The organism is Microcystis aeruginosa NIES-843 (assembly GCF_000010625.1).
GTDB lineage: Bacteria > Cyanobacteriota > Cyanobacteriia > Cyanobacteriales > Microcystaceae > Microcystis > Microcystis aeruginosa.
Map to the genome: position 1 here is coordinate 4,585,565 of NC_010296.1, position 26,229 is coordinate 4,611,793.

Consider the following 26,229-nt stretch of genomic DNA (forward strand, 5'->3'; position numbering starts at 1 on the left):
CTCTATTGGGAAGCGAAGATAATAGATAGAATTTGCTTAAGAATATCGAGTCCGAAAAGATCAAAATCCCAATTGACTGTCATTGGTTAAAAGTTCCTGGCCCCGATGTCTTGAGTTTTTGTCTATCTACCCTCGATTTTGCAACAGAATTTCTGTGTAAGAAGATATATTCATTAGAATTTAACTTTTCTGGCAGCAATCCCGTTTTTTTATGGATTTAGTCAAGCGCTTGGTTTTTATCGGTGGTGGTCATAGTCATGCGATCGCCCTTCGTCTTTGGGGGCAATCACCCCTAAAAAACGTTCAATTAACTTTAATTAGCGATGTCACCCATACCCCCTATTCGGGAATGTTACCCGGCCACATCGCCGGTTTTTATGATTTTGCTGAGACTCATATCGATTTACCTTCTCTAGCTAGGTATTCTCAAGCGCAATTCTGTTTAGCTAAGGCTAATTTTATAGATAGGGAAAAATGTCAAGTAATTTGTAATAATTCTTTACAGATTCCCTTTGATTATCTCTCGATCGATATCGGCAGCATCCCGGCAGTAGATAATGTTATCGGTGCTAAAGAGTACACTATTCCCGCCAAACCGGTGCCGATTTTTCGGGAAGGATGGCAAGAAATCCTGAAAAAAGCGGTTAATAACCCTAATAATACTCTAAATATCGTCATTGTTGGTGGTGGCGCGGGCGGGGTCGAATTAGCTTTAAATATGCAGTCCCGTTTGGCCAAAATTCTCAACTCTAGCAGTAATTTGAATTTATCTCTAATTCATCGAGGAAAAAAACTACTACCAGCCCATAATAATTGGGTCGGCCAACGTTTAGAGAATATTTTTAAACAAAGGGGAATTAGATTATATTTATCAACGGATGTGACGGCAGTGCAAGCAGACCAGATTATCTGTTCATCGGGGTTAGTTTTACCGATGGATTATACAATTTGGGTAACGACTGCCTCGGCCCCTAGTTGGATTAAAGCTTCAGGATTACTGACAGATGAAAAAGGGTTTATTTTAGTGAATAATTATCTGCAATCTCTTTCCCATCCCCATATTTTTGCCGTGGGAGATATTGCCACGATTCCAGATTATCCCCGTCCGAAAGCAGGAGTTTTTGCCGTCCGACAAGGAAAACCCCTGTTTGATAATTTAGGAAGAATTCTGCAAAATCAGCCCTTAAAACCCTATTTTCCCCAGAAAAATTATCTCAGTTTAATTGGGACGGGAGACCAACAAGCGATCGCATCTTGGGGCGGTTTCGCATGGCAATCACCGTTATTATGGTTATGGAAAGATCGGATCGATCGAGCTTTTATGAAACAGTTTGATAAGCTCTAGTTATTGACACCGAGTTACTGTCAAGGTCGTTGGGAGTAAAATCTGATTTGGGAATCCCACAACCTGATAAAGTAAAAATCGTCCCGATACCTTGACTGGTTATCGGGAGAGAACGTCAATAGTTTGTTAAATAGTACATATAAACCAATGCCACGTCTTCGCTCGATTATTTCCCTAGTTTTAGTCCTACTTACTACGCTGCTGGTTAGCTGCAGTGGTCCGCAAGCAACTATCCCCACCGTCTATAGTCCCCAAAAAATCGAACAGTTACAGGTTTACATCCAACCTATCGCAGAGTTTCGCCAAAAAATGAGCGTTTTGCAAGACCTCATCGCTGACAAAAATTGGGTAGATACTCGCACCTATATCCACGGTCCTTTGGGGCAATTGCGTCAGGAAATGGTAGGATTATCCCGTAATTTACTGCCCAAAGACCAAGAAAAAGCCAAGCAGTTAGCGAAAAATCTTTTCGTTCACTTTGAACGTATCGATGCGGCAGCCAAAGAAAAAGATGCTAGTCTTGCTGCTACTCAATTCCAAGAAGCATTAAAAGATTTCGATGCTTTCTTAAATATTGTTCCCAGTTAGTTTTTATCAGTGATCAGTTATCAGTTATCAGCTTTAAAAAAAATCTCGGGCTTTTTGCCTAGAGATTGTTGTCAGAGAGAAGCACACAAAAACTTTTTTTCTTATAGATGTTCAGTTTAAAAATCAAGATAGAAAAAAATAATAGGGTTCTTCTCGACTTTGTGTGATAATTTTTGCTTATAGAATCGTGAAATGTTTACTGGTAAAGACTTTTAGGACTATTTTGCGGATATTCTATCAGTATAGACCCCGTTTCCACACAGAAACCAGAAGAGCCAAAAATAGTGACCCTTACCTTTTCCCAAGCAGAGGTAGGAAGTCTCTGGTTTTAGGGAACAGGCAAGAGGGAGCGCCGGAGTTGGGGAAGTGGGAAGAAGGGAGCAGGGGAGGGGGGAGAAAAAAGCTGACGGCTGACGGCTGCGAGCGGGGGGAATCATGGCCATTTACAATTGCTTAATAATTGTTGCCACTGCCGTGATAATATGTCTTGTGGCTCACCTGAGCGTCATAGCTCGGAAAGCAATCTAGATATTGAGATTAGTCTATCGCTGATTTAGGTGTACCTTGTCTGATCCATCGATCGCATCTCCCCCAACCCCAGAAACCAACCCGCCGTCAGATCCGATGCGGGAATACTATCAACTACAAAACACCCTATTGATCACCACCCTGATCTTAAGCGGTCTGATCTTTATTCCCGTGTGCTTGTTTTATTCCCTCAATACCGCCCTTAATTACCTATTAGGGGCAATGGTGGGAGTTGTTTACCTAAAACTCCTGGCCGGGGAAGTGGAAAAATTGGGGGTAACGAAAAATCGGGTAGGCAAAAAAGGATTAGCCCTATTCGCTGGATTAATCATCATCGCCAGTCGTTGGCAAGAACTGCACATAGTGCCAGTTTTTTTGGGGTTTTTGACCTATAAAGGGGCGATCATCGTCTATACCCTGCAAACCATCTTCAAGCTGGAGCAGAAAGCCGATTCCTAAACCCTTTGACCGTTAAAAATAACCCTGATTTGCGAACCCGAATCTCTCTAAGGTAGAAATGTTAGACAGTTTAAGTGTGCTTAATTTTTATAGCCTCGCTTCCCTGGAAGTGGGACAACACTGGTACTGGCACATCGGCGGACTAAAAATTCACGGGCAAGTGATCGCGGTCTCCTGGATCGTCTTCGCTATCTTAATCATCGCCTCGATCGCCGCTACCCGCAAAATCCAGAAAGTCCCTAGCGGTATTCAAAACCTCATGGAGTACGTTCTGGAATTTCTGCGCGATTTAGCCAAAAACCAGCTAGGAGAAAAGGAATATCGACCCTGGTTGCCCTTCATCGGCACCCTATTTTTATTTATTTTCGTTTCTAACTGGTTAGGGGCCCTGATTCCTTGGAAGTTAATCGAACTGCCCGAAGGGGAATTAGCCGCCCCCACTAACGACATCAATACCACGGTGGCGTTAGCCCTACTGACTTCCCTCGCTTACTTCTACGCGGGCATCAGTAAAAAAGGACTCGGTTACTTTGCTCACTACCTAGAGCCGATTCCCGTGCTATTACCGATCAAAATTTTAGAAGACTTTACCAAACCCCTCTCCCTCAGTTTCCGTCTTTTCGGAAACATCCTCGCGGACGAGTTGGTAGTGGCCGTATTAGTCTTCCTTGTCCCCCTAGTCGTACCCCTACCCCTGATGGCTCTCGGTTTATTTACCAGCGCTATTCAGGCCCTTGTCTTCGCCACCCTTGCCGGGGCCTATATCCATGAGGCCCTGGAATCGGAACACGAAGAAGAACACGCTTAAAAGCGAAGGACGAAAAAAGAAAAATTTCTTAGGGAAAAGTGTCCAAATAATAGGATAATAACTAAGAAATTATTGGTCGAATTCAGGATGAGCAACTGAATTCCCAGATCGTTCTTTCCCAAAAACTCTTTCGGGAGTTTTGAGCAGAAAACCAGCCATTTTTTACGGCTGAGAACGCGCTCTGTAAACAACAGATTGAAATTGATTAGTAAATAGAGGAAAAAATCACCATGAACCCCACAGTAGCTGCCGCTTCCGTTATCGCCGCCGCCCTCGCCGTTGGTTTAGCCGCTATCGGCCCCGGCGTTGGTCAAGGTACCGCTTCTGGAGAAGCTGTTTCCGGTATCGCCCGTCAACCCGAAGCTGAAGGAAGAATTCGTGGTACCCTTCTCCTCAGCTTGGCATTCATGGAATCCTTAACCATCTACGGCTTGGTTATCGCTCTCGTTTTACTGTTCGCTAACCCCTTCGCCTAATTAAAAAAGCAGTGGGCTATCAGCCCCCAGTCCGCAGCTTGGCGGCAGAGTTTTCAAAACTCTCAAAAAACGCCAAAGGAGCCAACTAAAAAGTCTGGTTTTGGGGACGGAAGGCTGATAGCTAGTTAAGGGAATTTTGCTGATTCCCCCTGACTGTTTATTGTTAAAGCAGGGGGATCGTCTTCCTTTTTTGAACCTGCCTATAGCTTCTATTTATCAGGAATAAATCAATGTTTGATTTCGATGCCACCCTGCCAGTGATGGCACTACAATTTATTCTTTTGGCAGTGATCCTGAACGCCGTTTTTTATAAACCCCTCAGTAAAGTTTTAGATGAACGGGCGGAGTATATTCGGCAAACAGAAAGCGGAGCCAAAGAACAACTAGCCAAAACCGAAGCCCTGGTACAAGAGTACGAATTGCAATTAAGTTCGGCTCGTAAACAATCCCAAGAGATTATCGCCCAAGCGCAAGCCGAGGCCCAAAAACTAGCCAGCGAACGAGTTGCCGCAGCCCAAAAAGAAGCGATCGCCCGTAAGGAAGCCGTCGCCGCCGAAATTGCCCAACAGAAAGAAGAAGCCTTTCGTTCTCTAGAAGGACAAGTGGCCTCTCTTTCCCGTCAAATTCTCGAAAAACTCCTCGGCCCCGAACTCGTTCGCTAAACCCCAGCCATTGGTTAATAACAGTGATCAGTAAAAAGATAGAACTCAGTCGTCAGGAGTTAGAAGACTGATAACTTACCTCTGATAACTGATAACTGATAACTGAATAACCTACTCCCCGCCCTCAATAATCATGATCATCGACACAATTTTATTATTAGCCACGGAGGCGAAGGAAGCGGCAGCAGAGGGATTCGGCATCAACACCGATATCTTAGGAACTAACCTATTTAACCTCTCAATTCTGCTCGGTTTAATCATCTTCTACGGCCGCAAAGTTCTCGGACAAATCCTCGGAGAACGTCAGTCGAAGATTGCGGAAGCTTTAGCCGAAGCTGAAAACCGGAAAAATATTGCCGCTACCGCCCTCGCCGAAGAACAGAAAAAACTCGCCCTAGCAAAACAAGAGGCGGAAAAAATTATCGATAACTCTCGATCTAGAGCTAAAGCTGTCACCGCCGACATCGCCGCCCAAGCCGAACTCGATATTCAAAGAATGCGCGAAAGTGCCGCTAAAGATCTCTCGGCGGAACAGGATCGCGTTTTAGTAGAATTACGCCAAAGAATTACCGCTTTAGCCTTAGCTAATGTGGAATCCCAGTTAAGCACCGGCCTGGAAGAATCGGTACAACAAACCCTAATTGATCGCAGTTTGGCGAACCTAGGAGGTAAATAGATGCAGGGAAGTTTAATCAGTTCAGAAATCGCCGAACCCTACGCCCAAGCATTACTTTCCGTCGCCCAAAGCAGCGGACAATTAGAAGCGATCGGCGGCGAAATTAAATCCCTCTTAGAATTGTTGGAAAATGCTCCCGATCTAAGAGCTTTTATTGGCAATCCCGTCATCAAAGAAGAAGCTAAAAAAGCCGTTCTTTCCCAAGTAATGGGGAGCAGTGCCAATCCCTATTTAACTAACTTCATGATGTTATTAGTCGATAAACGTCGGATTCAATTTTTAGAACCCGTTTGTCAACAATATCTCACCCTGGCTAGAGTGCTGACTAACACCGTTTTAGCGGAAGTTTCCTCGGCCACCGAATTGAACGATAGCCAAAAACAAATCGTCATCGACAAAGTGAAAACCCTGACCGGGGCAAATGTGGTCGAACTGAAAACCAAAGTTGATGGCAGCCTCATCGGTGGTGTGGTGATCAAAGTCGGTTCCCAAGTCTTTGATGCCAGCATTCGCGGTCAACTACAACGCCTCAGCCTCTCCCTGCGCTAAGGTCATCTAATCTCCCTTTTTTGCCGTTTTTTCACCTTCTAATTTTTTACTTTTTCCCAGATTAAACTATGGTAGCTATCAGACCCGACGAAATTAGCACGATTATTCGTCAACAGATCGAATCCTATAACCAAGAAGTACAGGTCTCCAACGTGGGAACCGTCCTGCAAGTGGGTGACGGTACTGCCCGCATCTACGGCCTACAACAAGCCATGTCGGGAGAACTATTAGAATTTGAAGATGGAACCGTCGGCATCGCCCTTAACCTCGAAGAAGATAACGTCGGTGCAGTGTTAATGGGTGACGGTTTCGGGATTAAAGAAGGCGGTACGGTGAAAGCTACTGGTAAAATCGCTCAGGTTCCCGTGGGTGACGCCTTAGTCGGCCGCGTGGTTGATGCCCTCGGTCGTCCCATTGACGGGAAGGGGGAAATCCTCGCCAGCGAAACCCGTCTGGTGGAATCCCCCGCCCCCGGTATTGTCGCTCGCAAATCCGTCTGTGAACCGATGCAAACCGGCATCACCGCTATCGATGCCATGATTCCCGTCGGTCGTGGCCAACGGGAGTTGATTATCGGTGACAGAAAAACTGGTAAAACAGCGATCGCCATTGACACGATCATTAACCAGAAAAGCGAAGACGTGATCTGTGTCTATGTCGCCATCGGTCAAAAAGCCTCCACCGTCGCCCAAGTAATCGACACCCTCACCCAAAGAGGCGCCATGGATTACACCGTAGTGGTGGCCGCTAACGCTAACGACCCCGCCACCCTCCAGTATATCGCCCCCTACACCGGAGCTTCGATCGCCGAATACTTCATGTATAAAGGCAAAGCGACCCTAGTTATCTACGATGACCTCACCAAACAGGCTCAAGCTTATCGTCAGCTATCCCTGCTCATGCGTCGTCCTCCCGGTCGGGAAGCTTACCCCGGCGACGTTTTCTATCTCCACTCCCGTTTACTAGAACGTGCCGCTAAACTCAGCGATGCCCTCGGTGGTGGCAGCATGACCGCCCTGCCGATTATCGAAACCCAAGCCGGTGACGTTTCTGCCTACATTCCCACCAACGTAATTTCGATTACTGACGGTCAGATATTCCTCTCCACCGATCTCTTTAACGCTGGTTTCCGTCCCGCTATTAACGCTGGTATTTCCGTATCCCGCGTGGGTTCGGCAGCCCAAACGAAAGCGATGAAGAAAGTTGCTGGTAAATTAAAACTGGAATTAGCCCAGTTTGACGAATTAGAAGCTTTTGCTCAATTCGCTTCTGACCTTGATGCGGCCACCCAAGCACAACTGGCTCGCGGTCAACGTCTGCGTCAAATCCTCAAACAACCCCAAAACTTCCCCCTCTCCGTTTGGGAACAGGTCGCAGTGGTTTATGCCGGTTTAAACGGTTATCTCGACGATATCGCCACCGATAAAGTTATCGATTTCTGCGCCGGTTTACGCGAATACCTGAAAACCAGCAAACCTCGCTACGTTGAGATCGTCAGCACTGAAAAACAACTCAACGACGAAGCAGAAGGCCTGCTCAAAGATGGCATCAACGAGTACAAACAGGCTTTCAAGTAAACTTCTGTAAGCTTTAAGCTGTCAGCCTTTTCAGTTATCAGTGATCAGTAAACAGTGATCAGTAAACAGTGAAAAGATGGCCAGAAACTGCTATTTAGTACTGCTCACTTAACACATACTGCTCACTTAAAACTCCAATCTGATAACTGATAACTGATGACTGATAACTGATAACTGATAACTGATAACTGAATTATGCCTAATCTCAAAGCGATTCGCGACCAAATTCAATCGGTCAAAAATACCAAAAAAATTACCGAGGCCATGCGTCTGGTGGCGGCCGCCAAAGTGCGCCGCGCTCAAGAACAAGTTCTCTGTACCCGTCCTTTTGCCGATGCCCTCGCTCAGGTACTTTATAATCTCCAAGGTCGTTTAGCCTTTAGTGATGTTAATTTACCCCTGCTGGCCCAACGGGAAGTAAAAACCGTGGCTCTGTTAGTAGTCACAGGCGATCGAGGTCTTTGTGGCGGTTATAATACTAACGTCATCCGTCGTGCCGAACAACGGATGAATGAATTAAAAGAGCAAGGGATTAACTATCAATTAGTTGTTGCCGGCCGGAAAGCGGCACAATATTTCGAGCGCCGGAATGCTCCCATTGCCGCTAAATTTATTAACCTCGAACAGATTCCCACTGCCGATGAAGCTGGCACTATTGGGGATGAATTACTTTCCTTATTTTTATCGGAAACTGTTGATCGCGTCGAGTTAATTTATACTCGTTTTATCTCCCTGATCAGTGCCACTCCGGTGATTCAAACCCTGTTACCTTTAACTACCCAAGGTTTAGCGGTACAGGATGACGAGATTTTCCGTTTGGTGACTAAAGAAGGAAAATTTAAGGTACAACGGGAAAAAATGGCCAGCCAACCGGCGCAGGTTTTTCCCCAAGACATGATTTTTGAGCAGAATCCCGTCCAAATCCTTGATTCTCTCCTACCTTTGTACTTAAATAACCAATTACTGCGCGCTCTCCAGGAATCGGCAGCGAGTGAATTAGCAGCCCGGATGACGGCGATGAGCAACGCCAGCGAGAACGCCAGCGAGTTAATCGGGACTTTAAGCCGTACCTACAACAAGGCGCGTCAAGCCGCTATTACCCAAGAATTGTTAGAAGTAGTAGCGGGAGCCAACGCTCTCTAGGTTTAAGCCATTTTTTCTTCTGATTATCAGTAGGAGTGATTATTTTCACTCCTTTTTTTCGTTATAGATAGCGGTAAACTATTAGCCTTAGTTACCAGAAGGCGGCTCCCCTATCATATTTGTAAGATATTGTCAAGGAATTTTTGTTAATGTTAAAGGCCTCATTTTTTCAGACATTTGTAGCAATAATTTACAAAAAAATTAGATGATCTATATTGATCGTCACTTAGAATCTTAAAAGTGGCTTGTCTGGAGTAAAACTACCAGCATTTTCTTCCCTAACCCATTCAAAAACTTCGCTCAAATCGTTACTTCTTAATTGTTTTTTTGGGATCGGTCGGATCTACGGCTCTCCCACAATTATGAAATTATGTAACAAGTTTTCTTGCCACTGCATAAAAATCAAGCTTCCTCCGAAACAAGTAATAGAGGCCAAACAAAAAGGAGTTTTTACCATGACTAGCGCGGCTAATTCTGGCAATATCTTGATGGGATTGGGACTAGAAGCCATTCTTGCTCAATTTGCCAATTCAGAAACCTATTATCAAAACTTAACAGCAATTTTCGGCAATCAGTACGACACCAGCAAAGCGGAAACCCTACGCATTCAATGGCAAGAGGGAGATTTTAGCAACTTACCAGCGATCTTAGTCCTCCCAGCTGATCGCTTAGCAGGCGCACGCGGGGCTTACTCGATCACCACCGATACTATTTATATCGCTGATCGCCAGACGAGTTTCGAGGGATTGGTGAACCTTCTTCTCGAAGAAATCGGTCACGCGATTGATCGCTCTTTGAACCCGATCGATACAAAAGGAGACGAGGGCGCGATTTTTGCCGCTTTCGTACTCGGACAGGAGCTATCGCCCGAAATTCTGAACCGATGGCGGGAAGAAGACGATCGCGCGACGATCGTGGTGGACGGACGAGGGCTAGTGGTCGAAAAGCAGGATATCGTCGGTACGAACAATGACGATATCTACAGGGAACCGCGAGCGCAGATATCATTGAGGGATTAGCCGGAAACGACACGATTTTCGGCGGGGGGGGTGACGACACCCTGTACGGAGACAACGGATTCGACTTCTTCTTTACCGAGGCGGGGAACGACATCATCGACGGTGGGGGGGGAACCGATACCTTCGTCGGCAATTATCGGAACGCGATCAGCAACGTCATCATGACCTACAGTATCGCGACCGGGAGCGGGACGATCCAGGTGGGGGGAGAAAGAGATGCCTTTACCTCGATCGAGAGTTTTAGCGGTTTTCTGGGTTCCGCATTTGACGATTATCTATTCGGCGGGACCGCCAACGATAACAATATCGACGGGGGCGCAGGCAACGATAAGGTTTTCACCAACGGCGGCGATGACTCGGTGTACGGTAAGAACGGGAACGATTACCTCGACGGGGGAAGCGACAATGACGAACTCTACGGCAACGAGGGAAACGATTCCCTCTACGGGAGCGAGGGAAACGATGAACTCTACGGCGGTAACGGGAACGATCTCGTTGACGGCGGTGCAGGGGGCGATATTCTCTACCAAGACGCGGGAAACGATTATCTCTACGGCGGTAACGGGAACGATACCTACCGCGCCGACTACAACGCCTCCGCAGCCCGGGTAGTAATGACCTACTCGATCACCTCGAGTAACGGGACGATCACCGTCGGGAGCGAACGGGACTTTTTCTACTCGATCGAGAAATTCGATAACTTCATCGGTAGTTCCTTCAACGATGTCCTCTTCGGAGGGTCGGGCAACGACTTCAATATTCAAGGTGGTGCGGGCAACGATACCATCTCCGGCAATCAGGGCAACGATACCCTCTCCGGCGATAGTGGCGATGATATCCTCAACGGCGGTTCCGATAACGATTATCTCCTCGGTGGGATCGGGAATGATGTCGTGAACGGCGATGGCGGCGATGATATCCTCGTCGGCGGTAGCGGCAATGACATCCTAAACGGGGGTTTAGGAACCGATCTCTACGACACTACTTACAATAGTCTGCCGACGGCGATAACGATGGACTACGGCGGTACTGGGGGAAATCCGCGGATTATCGTCGGGAATCAAACAGATTTATTAATCTCTGTAGAACGCCTCCTTCTCATCGGGACGGAATATAACGATTCCCTCCTCGGTGGCGGTGGTAACGACCCCAACGTAAGCGGGGGAAAAGGAAACGACACCGTTGTGGGCAACGGCGGCGATGACATTCTCTACGGCGATGACGATAACGATCTCGTCTACGGGGGCGAGGGAAGAGACACGCTATACGGCGGCGATGGGGTCGATACCCTCTACGGCGACCCTGGCAATAATGTTCTCTACGGTGGCGAGGATAAAGATCTCCTCTACGGGGGGAACGATGCCGATACCATCTACGGCGAGAATCACGACGATACCCTCTACGGCAACGGGGGAAACGATGATCTCTTCGGCGGCAATGGAGCCGATAACCTTGACGGGGGTGACGGGGACGATGATCTTGACAGTGGGGAAGGCAATGATTCCCTCTTCGGTGGCGCAGGAAACGATCGATTGTTCTCGTCGAGTGGAAACGATACCGTCGATGGCGGCGCGGGAACCGATACCTACTCCATCGATTTTTCCGGTAGCCCAGTTTTCATGACCTACGATACCGTGACAGGTAACGGTACGGTCATTACTGGGAATAAAGTCGATACGCTGATCTCGATCGAGCGTTGCAATCTATTCGGTACGGAGGATAACGATTTTATTCTCGGCGGTTGGGGATCGGATAGTCTTCTTTTTAGCACATCAGAAGGTCTCCGCGGCAACGGCGGCGATGATACCATCGACGGTAATAGCGGGGAGGACTTGCTTTTCGGGGAGGACGGGAACGATTTTCTGATCGGCGGTTGGGGATCGGATGCCCTCGTCGGGGGAGACGATAACGATCGCCTGATCGGGGTCAACCCCAACGCATCCACCCCCGGACAGAACGAACAGGACGATCTCTACGGGGGAGCGGGGGCGGATCTGTTCATCCTCGGTGACGCGAACTGGAGCGGCTACGATGACGGTAGTACCAGTAGTTCGGGCAGTGGAGATTACGCCGATATCCAAGATGCCAATTTTTCCGAGGGCGATCGGATTCAACTACGCGGTTCGCGAGCAGACTATCTCGTCCAACAACGACCTTTCAGTAGCGACACAGTAGAAATTTACCTGATTAAACCTTTGTGGGAACCCGATGAACTGATCGCTCGGGTCAGAGGCTATATCAGTCTAGGCGACGAGGTTTTTGTCTTCGTTCCTGCCGGTCCCGTAACCACGATCACCGTGGCTGTTAGCGATGCCAGCGCGGGCGAACCGGCCAACGCGGGCGTTTTTACCCTCACCCGAAGCGGGAATATAGGGAACGCGCTGACCGTGAACTATCTCCTTGCTGGGTCGGCTAGCAACGGGGTAGATTACAGTAATCTCACCGGAAGAGTTACTTTCGCGGCGGGAAGTAGTACCGCCACCGTCACGATTAACCCGCTCGAGGATACGGCAATCGAGGGGAACGAAGTCGTTCTTTTACAGATCGCCGAGGGAACTGGCTACACCCTCGGAGCCACGAGCGGCGCAGTTATCACCCTCACCGATAACGATGTTTACACGGCGATCGAACCTGCGAGTCTCGGCAGTAATATCACCCTCGTCCGCGATTCGGCCAATCGTCTGAGCGCGCGATCAAGCGAAGAAACCCTACCGCTTTATAGCCTAGAGGATACGCCGCTCCAGATCGGTCAATATCCCGATTGGCAAGCACTCGCAGTCGAGCGGATCGACGGACTCAACCAGATTTTATGGAAAAATACCCGCAATAACTATCTTCAGGTTTGGTACACCGATACGAATTGGCGCTGGCTCGGCGGGGATAGTACAAACGGATTAAATACCCTAGATGCGTACAATCTAGAGAAAAAATTCCAGTTCGATGCCAACGGAGACGGCCGGATCGGTATGACCTTCACCAACCTTGAAGCGGCGGGATCGGTTGCGATCGTCCGGGATACCCTGAACCGACTCTACGCCCGAACGAGCTTAGGAGATACGGCGATCGGGGCGATTAACGGTACACCCCTGACGGAAACCTCGAATCCTGGACGACAGATTCTCGGCGCGGAAACGCTAAACGGAATTAATCAGATCGTCTGGCGAAACACGACGACGAACGCGCTCGAACTTTGGACGATGGACGGGGACTGGCAGTTTGCGGGAAATGACGCTCCGATCGCCCCCACCTCCCCGACGGCATTACAATTAGAGTTGGATTTCGAGATGGATCTCAACGGCGACACCGTGATCGGTCGTTTACCGAACCTTCCAGACATCACCCTAACCGTTTCCCCGGCTACCGTCACCGAGAACGGTACGCCGAACCTCCTGTACACCTTCACCCGTCGCGGCCCGCTCACCAATCCCCTCACAGTCAACTTCAACGTCACGGGAACTGCAACCTTGACCACCGACTACACCCAAACTGGGGCGCTGACTTTTACCGCGACTGGGGGAACGGTACGCTTTAACGCGGGCGCAAGTACGGCGATCATCACCCTCGATCCCGTCGGCGACGCGCTCATCGAACCCAATGAAACCGTCTCTCTCGCGATCACGCCAGGAGTCGATTATACCCGCGGGACGACGGAAGCCATCACGGGAACGATCGCCAACGACGATCTACCGACCCTGACGATCGATAACCTGATCTTCCTGGAGGGATTGGAAGCGAACGCATTGATCCCCGTCCGTCTTAACGGCCCTTTCGGTGAACCGATCCGCGTCAACTACACCACCGCCAACGGCACGGCGATCGCGGTCGCAGATTACACCGCGTCCTCAGGAATTTTGACGATTCCGGCCAATACAACCACCGCTTTTATTCGCATCCCGATCGCTAACGATACCCTCAACGAAGCGGACGAAACCTTTACCGTTACCCTGTCCAACCCAGTCAACGCCACGATCGCCCGTGCGATGGCGACGATCACCATCACCGATACTCTCGAAAGCGATGTCAGCACCGTCCTCACAAATGGGTTAGAAAACCTACAACTGACTGGCACGAATCCGATTAACGGCACTGGTAACGCAGGCAATAATCGCATCACAGGTAATAGTGGCAATAATATCCTCAATGGTGACTTAGGAAATGATACTCTCGCAGGTAATGCGGGTAATGATACTCTCACGGGTGGAGCAGGAATTGATCAAATTGAATATCGCTCTACTCGTGCTTTTGTTGCCAGCGATTTTGGGGTAGATACGATCAGCGATTTCGTGGTTAATCAAGATAAAATAGTTCTGAGTAAAACCACTTTTGCCGCTTTAACCAGTGGGGTTGGTAACGGTTTTAATCAGCCTAGTAATTTCGCCGTCGTTGCTAATAATAGTTTAGTTGCCGCTAGTAATGCTTTTATTGTTTATAGCAGTGGCACTGGCCATCTATTCTATAACCAAAATGGTAGCGTAGCGGGTTTGGGAACTGGTGCCAATTTTGCGGTTTTCACTGGTAATCCTAGCCTAACAGCCAACGATTTCCTCTTGGTGGCTTAATCGAAAACAGTAGTCAGTTATCAGTTTTTGTCAAATTTACAGTTTTAATTATGGCTTGCTGAATAATGGTAAAACCCTTTTAAAATAAGGCTTTTGACCTGTTAAAGTCCGATGTTAGTGCAAGAAAATAGGATTGGGACTTTCAAAAACCTTGCATTATTCTTCTTATAGTACATCGCTTCGTACAAAAAAAACAAGGGCAACAAAGCCTGAAACGACCGACTCCTGACGACCGGCTACTGACTCCTGACTCCTACCCCCAGGAAAAACTTTTTCAGCAGACCCTAATTATGCAGGATTGATCGCCAGTTTAATAGTTGAATATTCCTAGCATTATCGGGGAAAATCTCGGCAAATTGTTGCATTTGTTGAGGAAAAATTTCGAGCGCATTTTGCAGAAATGTTGAATCCGTACATAAAACTTTACCTACAAGCTGACGAGAACAGGCGTTCGCAGAGAGAGATTAAATTTCCCTCTTGCGATAAAATTAAGTTAATGGGACTTAGGCGTTTTCGGTCAGCAAAAAAGGCTCAAACCATTACGGGACAAAGGGTTAACCTCGATTTATGATTTTCCTTGATATATCTGGGTTTAAGCGATTTTGGGCTTCTCGAAGTAAATCCCAAGCGGGGATTGGAGTTGAGGCTTTTCTCGATTTGTTTTTTGTCTAAGTCCCATTAACATAGCGCAGTTTATTAAGTAAAGTATTCCCATATATTTGAGGAATTTGCATAAGCTGTAAAATCAAATATAAGATTAATATTGTATAAATTGGAATGGTGACACCGTTGACATTTTTAGTCATTAGTCTATCTAGCTTGGTTCTTCGTTACTTGGTATGGTTCGATAGGGGGGCATAAATCGACTAAATCCTTATCTGGTAAGAGACTTAATTGATTAGTTCGCTCTATATCAAAAACAATTGACAAAAATCGCTAAATGCCTTTCTATATAACGGTTCCATCCCTTATAACCCCCGTCCATTGCATAACACAAACCGAAGAGCCATAAATCTCAGATTATGAACGTCTAAAGTATATCATCAACATTTACTCGTACCGGCGGTTACGTTTGCGGATAATCCAGAGGATAAACCAGATAACGAGGACAAGTAGAGCTATTTTTGAGACGGGAGCCAGATATTCTTCCACAAGGGGGTAATTCTTCCCTAAAAAGTAACCTGCTGCCGTTAAAAAAACGACCCAGAGGGTCGTGCCGATGGTGGAGTAAACTAAAAAGGGAATCATCGCCATGTGATTCATCCCGGCGGGAAGGGAAATCAAAGTTCGCACTCCGGGGACCAAACGACAGAGTAAAACCGCTTTACTACCGTGACGGTTAAACCATTGATTAGCTTTTTGAATATCTTTAGCGGAAACGGTAATCCATTTGCCGTATTTATCGGCTAGTTTTTCAATTTTTTCCTCATCTACAACCCGACCGAGATAATACCAAGGTAGCGCTCCGATGACCGTACCAAAAATCCCCGCTACCACTGCCGGAATAAATTCCATTTGTCCCTCATGGACGGTAAAACCCGCTAGGGGCATAATTAATTCTGAGGGAATGGGAGGAAAAAGATTCTCTAAAAACATTAATAGAGCTATGCCTAAATAGCCCATAGAAGTCATTGTATTTGTAATCCATTCAGTCATAATTTTTTAGGATTTAGAAAACAGTTTTAAAGTAAAAAAAGGGGGTTGGGAAGTGGGGAAGTGGGGAAGTGGGGAAGTGGGGAAGTGGGGGAGTGGCAAGAATAAATAAAAGCAATCTCCTGACGACCGACTCCTGACGACCGACTCCTGACGGCTAAAAAACTGATAACTGATAACTGATAACTGATATTAGGTTCCGGAAGTCCAGGAGTTGATATATTCTAATTGGGCTTCGGTGAGAGTATCGATTTCAATACCCATGGCTTGCAGTTTCAAGCGGGCGATTTCTTGGTCTAATTCGTAGGGAATTGAGTAGATGCCGGGGGCTAATTTACCTTTATTTTTAACCAAGTATTCTACACCGATCGCTTGGTTAGCGAAACTCATATCCATAACGGCGCTAGGATGACCTTCGGCGGCTGCCAGGTTAACTAGGCGACCTTCCCCGATAACAACGACGGATTTACCGCTTTTTAGTCTATATTGTTGGGTAAAGTTGCGAACTTCCTTGACATTATCGGCTTTTGCGCCTAAAGCTTGCAGGTCGATTTCAATATCAAAGTGACCGGAGTTGGAAACAATCGCCCCATCTTTCATCAGGTCAAAATGTTCGGCCCGGATAACGTGCTTGTTACCGGTAACGGTGATGAAGATATCGCCTTCTTTAGCGGCTTCATCCATGGGCATAACCCGGAAACCGTCCATCGCCGCTTCAATGGCACGCACGGCGTTAATTTCGGTGACAATTACATTAGAGCCTAAACCTTTGGCCCGCATAGCGACACCTTTACCACACCAACCATAACCAGCGACAACCACGGTTTTACCGGCGAGGAGGATATTGGTGGCGCGAATGATACCATCAAGGGTAGATTGACCTGTACCGTAGCGATTATCAAAGAAATGCTTGGTTTCTGCGTCGTTAACGTTCATTGCCGGGAAGGATAACACCCCAGCTTTGAGCATGGCTTGCAAACGGACGATGCCGGTGGTAGTTTCTTCGGTAGTACCGATAATGTCGGGTAATTGGTGACTTCTTTCTTTAACTAGGGTGGCCACTACATCACAACCATCATCGATGATAATCTGGGGTTTGTGATCGAGGGCGATTTGAACGTGACGGTGATAGGTGTCGTTATCTTCCCCTTTGATTGCATAAACGGGGATGCCGTAATCAGCGACTAAACAAGCGGCCACATCATCTTGGGTGGAAAGGGGATTGCTGGCAATTAGTAACGCATCAGCGCCACCAGCTTTTAGTGCGATGGCTAAATTAGCGGTCTCGGTGGTAACGTGACAGCAAGCGACTAAACGCAGTCCGGCAAAGGGTTTTTCGATGGCGTAACGTTCGGCTAATTGACGCAAAACTGGCATTTCCCGACCGGCCCATTCGATGCGCTGTTTGCCGATGGGGGCTAAACTAATATCTTTGATGTCGTATTTCTGTTGAACTGGTGTTGCTACCATAAGGGGTTTTCCTTAAATACAAGCCTCGGCTATTGGTTAATTTAACTTAACATTGTCTGGGGATTTTGGCTAATGTCAAGCTTTTCACCGGTTCTTTATATAGGAAAAAGTTATCAATCCCTCACTGACCTATCCAGAAATCGGTACATTGTCTCTATTTTGGGTAATTATATAGTACAATAAAACTACTGTATGATCTAAATCAAGCTAGAAATCTCTATCTGGTGATGATAAGATAAAGTGATGGGCGAGAAACTGACAGGCGTTAATCCCAAGATAATCCAATGGGCAAGAGAAAGGGCGAGATATTCTCTTGAGTCTGTGGCGGTCAAGTTTAAAAAAGATGTTTCTGTTATCGAGAAATGGGAGTCAGGAGAGGACTTTCCTACCTATAGTCAATTGGAAAAGTTAGCAGAAATATATAAACGTCCTCTCGCTTTATTCTTTTTCCCAGAACCTCCCCTAGAAGCGGAGGAAAAACAAGAATTTAGAACTTTGCCAGACTTTGAAATCGAAAACCTGGCCGCCGATACTATCTATGCTTTACGACAAGCAAAAGCGATGCAATTGTCGCTACAGGAAATTAATAATGGTATTAATCCTAGTACCAAGAAAATCTTTCAGGATATTGCGGTTAGTTCTAGTGATGATTTAAGGAGATTAGCCGAACAGATCAGAAATTATTTAAACGTTACTCTAGAAGAACAACTGACCTGGAATGATCAGGAAACTGCCTTAAAAAAATGGCGTAGTGCCGTGGAAGAAGCTGGTATTTTTATTTTTAAGCGTTCTTTTAAGCAGCGAGAAATTTCGGGATTTTGCTTGATAGATATTGAATTTCCGATCATCTATCTTAATAATAGCACGGAAAAATCTAGACAAATATTTACCATTTTTCATGAATTAGCACATATTCTTTTGCAGACTAATGGAATTACTAAGTCTGACGATAGATATATTAATAGTTTGCAGGGAGCAAATAAAAGTATCGAGATATTTTGTAATAAATTTGCTGCGGAGTTTTTGCTTCCTAATCATGTCTTTTCTGAGATAATTAGAGAAACAGTAGTTAACGTTAACGATAACGATAAAATTATCTCGAAAATTTCCAGTGATTATAAGGTTAGTCGAGAAGTAGTTTTACGAAAACTATTAGATAATAACTTAATCTCCCAGAAAGAATATACTCTTAAAGTAAACGAGTGGTACAGTGAGCAGGTGGGAAAAAGTCAGGACAAAAATAAAAAATCTGGAGGTAATCCCTATGCTAATCAGGCGACATATTTGGGAGAAAATTACCTAAAACTGGTGTTCAATAAATACTATCAAGGCCAATACGATATTGAGCGCGTTGCTGATTATCTAAACATTAAAAAAGTTGCTACGGTGGAAAAACTTGAACAATATTTATTAGACAAAGGACTGTTTTGATGGTTTACATTTTTGACACAAGTAGTTTTAAGGTTTTAGGAAACTATTTTCCCAAAAGTTTTCCCACCGTTTGGCAAAAAATCGATTTGCTTGTGTCAGAAGGTAAACTAAAATCAGTACGCGAAGTGCTTAAAGAAGTAGAATATGGCAATAATAAACAATTTGTTTTAGATTGGATAGACTCCAATAAACAAATATTTTTACCACCCACTGCTCAGGAAACTTTATTTAAGTGGGTGGGTGGAATTAAATATAAGATGAACGTAGGTTGGGTTGAAGCATGAAACCCAACGCCCGATTATGTTACGCTACCGCTAACCCATCCTACAAATAATTGTGCCTCCCTACTTATTGCTGAAATTTTTTCTATAAGAAACTTTAATGATTTAGTGAGTGAAAAAGCAAGATTACAAGGAAAACCAGTGGCAGACCCATTTATTATTGCCTGTGCCAAGATAAAAGACGGTTGCGTAATTACCGAAGAAGCCTTGAAGCCTAATGCTGCCAAAATTCCCACAGTCTGTCAACACTTTTCTATCGATTGTACCAATGTTCAGGGTTTAATGGAGCGGGAAGGTTGGCAATTTTAAAACTAAAATTAATGGATAAATTGCCAATAAATTTATATGTTGAAAAGGCTTTTTCTGGAAAACTAATAACCATGTTCAGCCAGAAATTCTAGACTAATCTCGCTAGGAGCGTGATAAGAGCGCATTCCTAGCAATTTTTCCACATATTTGCCTAAAATATCCCCTTCTAGATTCACCCAATCGCCTAATTTTAAATGGGAAAGATTGGTTTCAGCGTAGGTGTGGGGGATGACTGCCACTTTAAACCAGCTGCCAGAGGCATCACAATCGGCCACGGTTAAACTAATGCCATTAACAGCTATACTGCCCTTACCGACGATATAACGAGCTATGTAGTTATTCCACTGCTCTTCTAGGGAACTAGGGGCAGCAAAGGTCATTTCCCACGAATTAGCCACGATTATCGATTCGACTAAACAGCCAATACCGTCCACATGACCAGTGACAAAATGACCGCCGATTTTACTACCCACCCGCAGAGAGGTTTCTAGGTTAACGTTGGTTTCTGTGTGAATCCTTCGTCCTAAAGTAGTGCGCTGTAGGGTTTCCGGGGAAGCGGTGGCCAGAAAACCCTCTGGGAGAATTTCCTCAACTGTCAAACAAACCCCATCCACAGCCACACTATCACCAATCATTAAATCTTGAATAATTGTATCAGAGGATACAGACAAATAAAGTCTATCGGTATCCACGACCCGAATCGTTGCCAAGGCTTGAATTAATCCTGTAAACATCGGCTTTTTTCTCGACTATAAATCCTTATGAGTGAAAGATTGGGCATTTTCCCCGGAATAATCGGCGACAATATGACCATCTCCCACTAATTGATATTTGTAGGTCACTAATCCCTCTAATCCCACCGGACCACGGGGGGGCATTTTTTGGGTACTGATACCCACTTCGGCCCCAAAACCGTAACGGAAACCATCGGCAAATCGGGTGGAACAATTATGAAAAACTCCGGCGGCATCGACTCGATCGCTAAAGGTTTTGGCCGTGTTAAAATTTTCGCTGACAATGCCTTCCGTGTGTCGAGAACCGTAATAATTAATATGTTCGATTGCCGATTCTAGACTATCAACAATTTTAATTGACAGAATTAAATCACTATATTCGGTTTGCCAGTCTTCTTCTGTGGCCGATGGTACGTTAATCATCTGACGAGTTGCTTCATCTCCCAACAATTTAACCTTTTTTTCCTCTAATGCTTGTGCCACTGCGGGTAAAAATTGTCTAGCGATGTCTTGATGAACCAATAAAGTTTCAATGGTATTACAAGCGGCAGGATATTGGGTTTTGCCATCGACGGTAATCCTAATTGCTTTGCTTAAATCGGCTTCTTTGTCGATGTAGAGATGACAGATACCATCGGCATGACCGAGGACAGGAATGCGGGTATTATTTTGGATATAACGCACAAATTCGTTAGAACCTCTAGGAATTATTAAATCGATGTATTGATCAAGTTTTAATAGTTCCTGAATTTCTTCTCGTGTTGTTAATAATCGTACCGCCGCTGGATTAACTTTAGTTTGACTCAATGCCTGATGAATAATTGTTACTAAAGCTTGACAAGAACGGATCGCTTCTTTCCCCCCTTTTAAAATAACGCCATTACCGGATTTTATCGCTAAACTGGTAATTTGAATTAAAGCATCGGGACGAGCTTCAAAAATAACGCCTAAAACCCCTAAAGGACAGGTTATTCTCCGAAGAATTAAACCTTGATCTAATTCCCGATTAATTTGCATCGTAGCTAAAGGATCCGCTAATTTAGCCACATCTCGCACCCCGGCAATAGCGGCTTTTAATTTGCTGGGACTTAACTCTAATCGCGCACATAAAGCCGGAGATAATTGCATCGCTTTGGCAGTTTGAACATCGGCGATATTAGCTTCTAGTATCTTATCGGCATTGGCAGTTAAAGCCTCAGCAATAGCCTCTAAAGCTTCATTCCTTTCTTCGTTAGTCAGGATAGCCAGTTGACGACTCGCTTGACGGGTTTCTCGTGCGATTTCGGGGAGGGATAGAGAAGTTGTAACCATAGAAAATTAAAAGTAATAACCGCTATCTTGTTTATTTTATCTTATTTTTGATCAAGTTTCAGGGTCATTACACCTCATTGTAAAAATCAAAAATTGTTGTTAGGGTTAGGAGTCAGTAGTCAGGAGAATTAAGAATCAATAATAATCAATTAAATGGTCTATTTACGGATTTTAGGCAATTTAATCCTTATTTTTGCTGGTTTTGAAACCTAAAAAATTAATTAGGCAAGAGGTTTATTGAAGGTTATCTAGAAAAAATAGCCGAAATTAGTAATTTTTCTATCCTAGACCTGTAGAGACATTAGAGTTAACATCCCTACAGAATCTAGACTATCTAGACCGGATTGGCAATCAGACAGTTAGATACCTCTTGACGCGCCCAATTATCGGCGGCTAAAATGTCATCTAGGCTAGGGGTAGAAGTGTTATGAATTGCAAAGCGATCGCAAACTTTTTCGATCACCCGGGGAATATCTAAGAAACTAATCTTTTCTTCTAAAAATAATGCTACCGCTTGTTCATTGGCCGCGTTTAATACTGCTGGCATTGCCCCACCTGCGCGGCCGGCCGCATAAGCTAATCCCATACAGGGATATTTTTGATGATCGGGTTCTTTGAAAGTTAAACTGCCGGCTTTAACTAAATTTAAAGGTTCCCAATCGGTATAAATTCTTTCGGGCCAAGACAAGGCATATAACAGGGGTAAACGCATATCGGGCCAGCCTAATTGGGCTAAAACTGAGGTATCCTGTAACTCAATTAAAGAGTGAATAATACTTTGAGGATGAATAACAATATCGATCGCATTATAATCGACACCAAATAAATAATGAGCTTCGATAACTTCTAGACCTTTATTCATTAAAGTAGCCGAATCGATGGTGATTTTTCTGCCCATAGACCAGTTAGGATGTTTGAGGGCATCAGCTACGGTTACTTGCGGCAATTTTTCCACGGGTAAATCCCGAAAAGCACCCCCAGAAGCGGTGAGAATAATCTTTTTTAATCCCCCAGTGGGAACTCCCTGTAAACATTGAAAAATAGCTGAATGTTCCGAGTCAGCAGGTAATAATTTAACTCGGTGTTTTTCCACTAAAGGCAGCACCACCGGACCGCCAGCAATCAGGGTTTCTTTATTAGCGAGGGCAATATCTTTACCAGCAGTAATAGCGGCAATTGTCGGCAGCAATCCCGCACAACCGACAATTCCCGTGACGACGCTTTCGGAATCGCCATAACGGGCCACTTCGATTACTCCTTCCTTTCCTGCTAGGATAATCGGGGTATAGTCAAGGTCGGAAATTAGGCTTTTTAGGTCTTCTAGTTGACTTTCGTTATTAATCGCCACGATTTGCGGGCGAAATTGCCGAATTTGCTCCGATAGTAGTTGAATATTATTACCCGTGGCTAATCCTACCACTTGAAACTTATCGGGATGATCGGTGACAATATCGAGAGTTTGAGTGCCGATCGAGCCTGTAGAGCCTAAAATCGAGATTTTTTTCATTAGAAACTTAATATAATTTGGGGATTAGCTTTTAATATACGTTCTCTGGGGTCCCTCCGGCACGTCGGTGTAAATATTAGCTCTCTTGCAAAAATCAAAAATCTTCCGTTAGGTGAGGAGTAAGGAGTAAGGAGTCAGTAGTCAGGAGAATTAAGAATGTGCATTAATCAATTAAATGCTCTATTTAGGGATTTTATGCAGTTTTATGTCTATTTTTGTCATTTTTGAACTCTCAAGAATTAATTATGCAAGAACTCTATTAAATATTTGTTAAAAAAGTTGCTAGTTTGACCTTTTTATGCTATCGGTCAGAAAAGGTCGGCGATAGAGATGGTGACAGGGAAGAAATCGAATAGAAAGGCCAATGGATTAGGCTGTCTAGCGGGGGGCCTGGTTTTTTGCCTCTTATTTCCCCTGTGTTTTTTCGTTTTTGGTTGGTTATCCTTCGCTGTTGGGATGAGTTGTGCTTTCCCCAGTCAATGTTCGACAGAGGAGGAAATAATCAAGTTTATCCTATCAATGATTTCGTTTTTTGGGGGAGGATTCGCATTACCTATATTCCTCAGTTGTGCCGTGGGAAAAGCCGTTAGATTTGGGTTAAGTCGGAGAAAAAATAACCGAACTTATGTTTAAGTTCGGCTAGATTTAATTTAACAACTGGATAAAACTAACTTTCTGTCGCCGTTGCTGTGGTGGGAGGCAACTTAATATTAGTAGCTAATCCCAGAATTTGCAGCAGACGGATGGTCATCCAAGTCAGGTCAACTTCCCACCATTGTAAGCCATGACGGGCAGAATACTGATAGGCATGGTGATTATTGTGCCAACCTTCACCAAAAGTTAAGAGGGCAACCCACCAACAATTTTTAGAATTATCGTGGGATTCATGGCTAACATAACCAAATTTGTGGGTGGCGCTATTGACAAACCAAGTGGAGTGGAAAACTAAGACCAAGCGAACAAAAATTCCCCAAATTACAAACGGCCAACCACCCATAGCATAGAGAATTAAGCCTAAAACAATTTGGATAGGAACAAAATAATTTTGACAGAATTTATAGAAAGGATCGTCGGCGATATCTTGGGTAAAACGAGCGATTTCTTCGTCGGCAGGAATTTCGTGCAGCATCCAACCCATGTGACTCCACCAAAAACCTTTATTAGAATCGTGGGGATCGGGAGCAGTATCAGAATATTTATGATGAATACGATGTAAACCTATCCATGCGATCGCACCCCCCTGACAAGCGAGGGTCCCGCAGAAAACCAGAAAGTATTCTAACCATTTGGGAGTCTTAAAACTCCGATGGGAGACCAAACGATGGAAACCGAGGGTAATTCCTAAACCCCCGGTAATCCAATAAAGAATCAATGTCACTCCCACAGCACCCCAGCTAAAATTGCTAGGTAAGAAGGCTAAAAGAGCCACTAAGTGGATAAAAGCCATGTAGATGAGAGTCACCCAGTCAATGGGCAGTTTTTCGGAAGTCGCAACAGTCATTGAATAACCCAAAGGGAAACAACAGGAGACAGAGCATCATCGTCTTATCTGTCTCGATTTGACACAGGGGGAACTTTGACGCTTAATGAATAGTAACAAATATCACAGTCTATTGTTTGATGGATATCCCCCCTCTACTCCACAGGGCAGAAAAGGCCTTACTCCCCATCTTTTCGGAAATTGACGCACAGGTCAAGGAAAATCTCCGTCAAGTCCTCGGTGCTTTCCGTGAAAACCGCGTCGGAGTGCATCATTTCGCCAGTGTTAGTGGTTATGGTCATGATGACTTGGGACGGGATACTTTAGATCAAGTGTTCGCCCAAGCCCTGGGGGCCGAAAAGGCGGCGGTGCGGGTACAATTTGTTTCAGGAACCCATGCGATCGCCTGTGCCTTGTATGGGGTTCTTCGACCGGGGGATGAGATGTTAGCGGTAGCCGGTGCGCCCTACGATACCCTAGAGGAAGTAATTGGGATTAGGGGCAGTGGTCAAGGCTCTTTAAAGGATTTTGGCGTTAGTTATCGGCAATTAGAGCTAGATTCTACCGGTGCGATCGATTGGTTGGCTTTGGCAACAGCAGTGAAACCCCAAACCCGTTTAGTCCATATTCAAAGATCCTGCGGTTATTCCTGGCGATCGAGTTTGTCTATTGACGAAATCGAGAGAATTGTCCGTATAGTTAAACAACAAAACCCGAATACGGTCTGTTTTGTCGATAATTGCTATGGAGAATTTATCAACACCCAAGAACCCACCAACGTGGGGGCAGATCTAATGGCCGGTTCTCTAATTAAAAATCCCGGAGGTACAATTGTCACGGCCGGGGGATACATAGCAGGTAAAGCGGAATTAGTGGAAATGGCCTGCTATCGTCTGACAGCACCGGGGATCGGTAGGGAGGGAGGGGCAACTTTTGACCAAAATCGTCTTCTTTATCAGGGATTGTTTCTAGCGCCGCAAATGGTGGGAGAAGCGATGAAAGGCAGTCATTTAATTGCCTATGTGGGCGATAAGTTGGGTTATCCGGTCAATCCGGCTCCTTTTGTGCCTCGACGCGATATTATTCAAGCGATTAAACTCGGTTCTCCCGATAAGCTGATTGCCTTCTGTAAAGCCATTCAAGCCTATTCTCCCATCGGTTCCTACTTGGACCCCATTCCTGCCCAAATGCCGGGCTATGAGAGCCAAGTAGTGATGGCTGGTGGCACGTTTATCGATGGCAGCACCTCGGAATTCTCCGCCGATGGACCCCTACGGGAACCCTATATCGTTTTTTGTCAGGGGGGAACCCATTGGACCCATATTTCCCTAGCTTTAGAACAAGCGATCGCAGCTTTATCTTGAATGGTTCCTCTCACCTTCCTTCTCTCCCCTAGTTAAATTCCTAACTTCCTGTCTTTGTGGTTAACAAAAAGTAAAACGTAGTGGACTGTTTCAGCTAATTTGGTGTATTAGAAAAATGCTATAAATTCTATAATCTAAGACTTTAAGCCGAAATCTATTGCCCTATTTTAGCTGTGTCAGTCCAGTAGGGTGCGTTAGACGGCCAAAATTGCTGCTGTGACTGGAAGGTAACAATCCCTCGTAACGCACCACCTATCATCGACTGTGTTGTGTGATGGACTATGATTGAAGTAACGCACC

General features: G+C 45.4%; 22 protein-coding genes and 2 pseudogenes. 17 read left to right on the forward strand and 7 right to left on the reverse strand.

Annotated elements, in window-relative coordinates:
• Positions 1-211: 211 nt before the first annotated feature.
• The 13 genes and pseudogenes from MAE_RS21725 (at position 212) to MAE_RS27785 (ending at position 14,389) form a co-directional block, all read left to right on the forward strand.
• Positions 212-1,345 (forward strand): FAD-dependent oxidoreductase, encoded by a 1,134-nt coding sequence (locus MAE_RS21725; RefSeq protein ID WP_012267461.1) that lies wholly within the window; start codon positions 212-214, stop codon positions 1,343-1,345.
• A 147-nt stretch (positions 1,346-1,492) separates the two neighbouring features.
• Positions 1,493-1,933 carry a photosystem II protein PsbQ gene (gene psbQ / locus MAE_RS21730; RefSeq protein ID WP_002795844.1) on the forward strand — a complete coding sequence of 147 codons (441 nt, stop codon included), beginning with the start codon at positions 1,493-1,495 and terminating at the stop codon, positions 1,931-1,933.
• 624 nt (positions 1,934-2,557) lie between these two features.
• Positions 2,558-2,920 carry an ATP synthase subunit I gene (locus MAE_RS21740; RefSeq protein ID WP_002789747.1) on the forward strand — a complete coding sequence of 121 codons (363 nt, stop codon included), beginning with the start codon at positions 2,558-2,560 and terminating at the stop codon, positions 2,918-2,920.
• A 58-nt stretch (positions 2,921-2,978) separates the two neighbouring features.
• On the forward strand, positions 2,979-3,728 hold the full coding sequence (gene atpB, locus MAE_RS21745; protein WP_002739857.1) for a F0F1 ATP synthase subunit A: 750 nt from the start codon (positions 2,979-2,981) through the stop codon (positions 3,726-3,728).
• Positions 3,729-3,958: 230 nt separating this feature from the next.
• Positions 3,959-4,204, forward strand: coding sequence for an ATP synthase F0 subunit C (gene atpE / locus MAE_RS21750; RefSeq protein ID WP_002740068.1), 246 nt, complete (start codon positions 3,959-3,961; stop codon positions 4,202-4,204).
• 230 nt (positions 4,205-4,434) lie between these two features.
• Entirely contained in the window at positions 4,435-4,866 is a 432-nt protein-coding gene (locus MAE_RS21755) for a F0F1 ATP synthase subunit B' (protein WP_002795845.1), read from the forward strand.
• A gap of 133 nt (positions 4,867-4,999) precedes the next feature.
• Complete coding sequence (locus MAE_RS21760) at positions 5,000-5,542, forward strand: F0F1 ATP synthase subunit B (protein ID WP_002795846.1); 543 nt, start codon at positions 5,000-5,002, stop codon at positions 5,540-5,542.
• Positions 5,543-6,091 carry an ATP synthase F1 subunit delta gene (gene atpH / locus MAE_RS21765; protein ID WP_002763366.1) on the forward strand — a complete coding sequence of 183 codons (549 nt, stop codon included), beginning with the start codon at positions 5,543-5,545 and terminating at the stop codon, positions 6,089-6,091.
• Between the two features lie 68 nt (positions 6,092-6,159).
• Complete coding sequence (gene atpA / locus MAE_RS21770) at positions 6,160-7,668, forward strand: F0F1 ATP synthase subunit alpha (RefSeq protein ID WP_012267463.1); 1,509 nt, start codon at positions 6,160-6,162, stop codon at positions 7,666-7,668.
• Positions 7,669-7,863: 195 nt separating this feature from the next.
• Complete coding sequence (locus tag MAE_RS21775; protein ID WP_002800073.1) at positions 7,864-8,811, forward strand: F0F1 ATP synthase subunit gamma; 948 nt, start codon at positions 7,864-7,866, stop codon at positions 8,809-8,811.
• A gap of 455 nt (positions 8,812-9,266) precedes the next feature.
• Positions 9,267-9,830, forward strand: a complete 564-nt coding sequence (locus tag MAE_RS21780; RefSeq protein WP_041804279.1) for a hypothetical protein — start codon at positions 9,267-9,269, stop codon at positions 9,828-9,830.
• Between the two features lie 14 nt (positions 9,831-9,844).
• Positions 9,845-10,303: pseudogene (locus MAE_RS36545) on the forward strand (calcium-binding protein); the annotation flags it as partial.
• 141 nt (positions 10,304-10,444) lie between these two features.
• On the forward strand, positions 10,445-14,389 hold the full coding sequence (locus MAE_RS27785) for a Calx-beta domain-containing protein (RefSeq protein ID WP_231859661.1): 3,945 nt from the start codon (positions 10,445-10,447) through the stop codon (positions 14,387-14,389).
• Positions 14,390-15,057: 668 nt separating this feature from the next.
• Here the strand turns inward: MAE_RS27785 and MAE_RS35365 are convergent.
• The 3 genes and pseudogenes from MAE_RS35365 to ahcY all read right to left on the reverse strand — a co-directional run.
• Positions 15,058-15,210: pseudogene (locus tag MAE_RS35365) on the reverse strand (IS4 family transposase); the annotation flags it as partial.
• A 229-nt stretch (positions 15,211-15,439) separates the two neighbouring features.
• Positions 15,440-16,045, reverse strand: a complete 606-nt coding sequence (locus MAE_RS21790; protein ID WP_002784839.1) for a DedA family protein — start codon at positions 16,043-16,045, stop codon at positions 15,440-15,442.
• 189 nt (positions 16,046-16,234) lie between these two features.
• Positions 16,235-17,512, reverse strand: coding sequence for an adenosylhomocysteinase (gene ahcY / locus MAE_RS21795; RefSeq protein WP_002795864.1), 1,278 nt, complete (start codon positions 17,510-17,512; stop codon positions 16,235-16,237).
• A gap of 243 nt (positions 17,513-17,755) precedes the next feature.
• Between ahcY and MAE_RS21800 the strand changes: the two genes are divergently transcribed.
• The 3 genes from MAE_RS21800 (at position 17,756) to MAE_RS36210 (ending at position 19,533) form a co-directional block, all read left to right on the forward strand.
• Positions 17,756-18,943, forward strand: a complete 1,188-nt coding sequence (locus MAE_RS21800) for an ImmA/IrrE family metallo-endopeptidase (RefSeq protein WP_012267470.1) — start codon at positions 17,756-17,758, stop codon at positions 18,941-18,943.
• Positions 18,943-19,227, forward strand: coding sequence for a DUF4411 family protein (locus tag MAE_RS36205; protein ID WP_331447936.1), 285 nt, complete (start codon positions 18,943-18,945; stop codon positions 19,225-19,227). Before MAE_RS21800 ends, MAE_RS36205 begins: the two co-directional genes overlap by 1 nt.
• A 138-nt stretch (positions 19,228-19,365) precedes the next feature.
• Positions 19,366-19,533, forward strand: a complete 168-nt coding sequence (locus MAE_RS36210; protein WP_012267472.1) for a DUF4411 family protein — start codon at positions 19,366-19,368, stop codon at positions 19,531-19,533.
• Positions 19,534-19,595: 62 nt separating this feature from the next.
• On the opposite strand, the gene MAE_RS21815 is transcribed toward MAE_RS36210, so the two are convergent.
• From MAE_RS21815 to MAE_RS21835, 4 genes are all read right to left on the reverse strand, one after another.
• Entirely contained in the window at positions 19,596-20,267 is a 672-nt protein-coding gene (locus tag MAE_RS21815) for a riboflavin synthase (RefSeq protein ID WP_002795868.1), read from the reverse strand.
• Positions 20,268-20,282: 15 nt separating this feature from the next.
• Positions 20,283-21,578, reverse strand: a complete 1,296-nt coding sequence (proA, locus tag MAE_RS21820) for a glutamate-5-semialdehyde dehydrogenase (RefSeq protein WP_012267473.1) — start codon at positions 21,576-21,578, stop codon at positions 20,283-20,285.
• A gap of 334 nt (positions 21,579-21,912) precedes the next feature.
• Entirely contained in the window at positions 21,913-23,085 is a 1,173-nt protein-coding gene (gene dxr / locus MAE_RS21825) for a 1-deoxy-D-xylulose-5-phosphate reductoisomerase (protein ID WP_002763350.1), read from the reverse strand.
• A gap of 667 nt (positions 23,086-23,752) precedes the next feature.
• Complete coding sequence (locus MAE_RS21835) at positions 23,753-24,586, reverse strand: acyl-CoA desaturase (protein WP_002795871.1); 834 nt, start codon at positions 24,584-24,586, stop codon at positions 23,753-23,755.
• 119 nt (positions 24,587-24,705) lie between these two features.
• Here MAE_RS21835 and MAE_RS21840 point away from each other — a divergent pair, with 119 nt between their 5' ends.
• The gene (locus MAE_RS21840) at positions 24,706-25,929 is read left to right on the forward strand and encodes an aminotransferase class I/II-fold pyridoxal phosphate-dependent enzyme (RefSeq protein ID WP_002795872.1); all 1,224 of its coding nucleotides are present in this window, start codon (positions 24,706-24,708) and stop codon (positions 25,927-25,929) included.
• Positions 25,930-26,229: the final 300 nt, after the last annotated feature.

Bases quoted from the DNA above. Each gene is read 5' to 3' on its own strand.
- psbQ (WP_002795844.1), top strand. From the start codon at position 1,493: ATGCCACGTCTTCGCTCGATTATTTCCCTAGTTTTAGTCCTACTTACT.
- MAE_RS21725 (WP_012267461.1), top strand. From the start codon at position 212: ATGGATTTAGTCAAGCGCTTGGTTTTTATCGGTGGTGGTCATAGTCAT.
- MAE_RS21775 (WP_002800073.1), top strand. From the start codon at position 7,864: ATGCCTAATCTCAAAGCGATTCGCGACCAAATTCAATCGGTCAAAAAT.
- MAE_RS21800 (WP_012267470.1), top strand. From the start codon at position 17,756: ATGGGCGAGAAACTGACAGGCGTTAATCCCAAGATAATCCAATGGGCA.
- MAE_RS21840 (WP_002795872.1), top strand. From the start codon at position 24,706: ATGGATATCCCCCCTCTACTCCACAGGGCAGAAAAGGCCTTACTCCCC.
- MAE_RS36205 (WP_331447936.1), top strand. From the start codon at position 18,943: ATGGTTTACATTTTTGACACAAGTAGTTTTAAGGTTTTAGGAAACTAT.
- MAE_RS21740 (WP_002789747.1), top strand. From the start codon at position 2,558: ATGCGGGAATACTATCAACTACAAAACACCCTATTGATCACCACCCTG.
- dxr (WP_002763350.1), bottom strand. From the start codon at position 23,085: ATGAAAAAAATCTCGATTTTAGGCTCTACAGGCTCGATCGGCACTCAA.
- atpA (WP_012267463.1), top strand. From the start codon at position 6,160: ATGGTAGCTATCAGACCCGACGAAATTAGCACGATTATTCGTCAACAG.
- proA (WP_012267473.1), bottom strand. From the start codon at position 21,578: ATGGTTACAACTTCTCTATCCCTCCCCGAAATCGCACGAGAAACCCGT.
- MAE_RS21790 (WP_002784839.1), bottom strand. From the start codon at position 16,045: ATGACTGAATGGATTACAAATACAATGACTTCTATGGGCTATTTAGGC.
- atpB (WP_002739857.1), top strand. From the start codon at position 2,979: ATGTTAGACAGTTTAAGTGTGCTTAATTTTTATAGCCTCGCTTCCCTG.
- atpH (WP_002763366.1), top strand. From the start codon at position 5,543: ATGCAGGGAAGTTTAATCAGTTCAGAAATCGCCGAACCCTACGCCCAA.
- MAE_RS21760 (WP_002795846.1), top strand. From the start codon at position 5,000: ATGATCATCGACACAATTTTATTATTAGCCACGGAGGCGAAGGAAGCG.
- MAE_RS27785 (WP_231859661.1), top strand. From the start codon at position 10,445: ATGACCTACTCGATCACCTCGAGTAACGGGACGATCACCGTCGGGAGC.
- atpE (WP_002740068.1), top strand. From the start codon at position 3,959: ATGAACCCCACAGTAGCTGCCGCTTCCGTTATCGCCGCCGCCCTCGCC.
- MAE_RS21835 (WP_002795871.1), bottom strand. From the start codon at position 24,586: ATGACTGTTGCGACTTCCGAAAAACTGCCCATTGACTGGGTGACTCTC.
- ahcY (WP_002795864.1), bottom strand. From the start codon at position 17,512: ATGGTAGCAACACCAGTTCAACAGAAATACGACATCAAAGATATTAGT.
- MAE_RS21815 (WP_002795868.1), bottom strand. From the start codon at position 20,267: ATGTTTACAGGATTAATTCAAGCCTTGGCAACGATTCGGGTCGTGGAT.
- MAE_RS21780 (WP_041804279.1), top strand. From the start codon at position 9,267: ATGACTAGCGCGGCTAATTCTGGCAATATCTTGATGGGATTGGGACTA.
- MAE_RS21755 (WP_002795845.1), top strand. From the start codon at position 4,435: ATGTTTGATTTCGATGCCACCCTGCCAGTGATGGCACTACAATTTATT.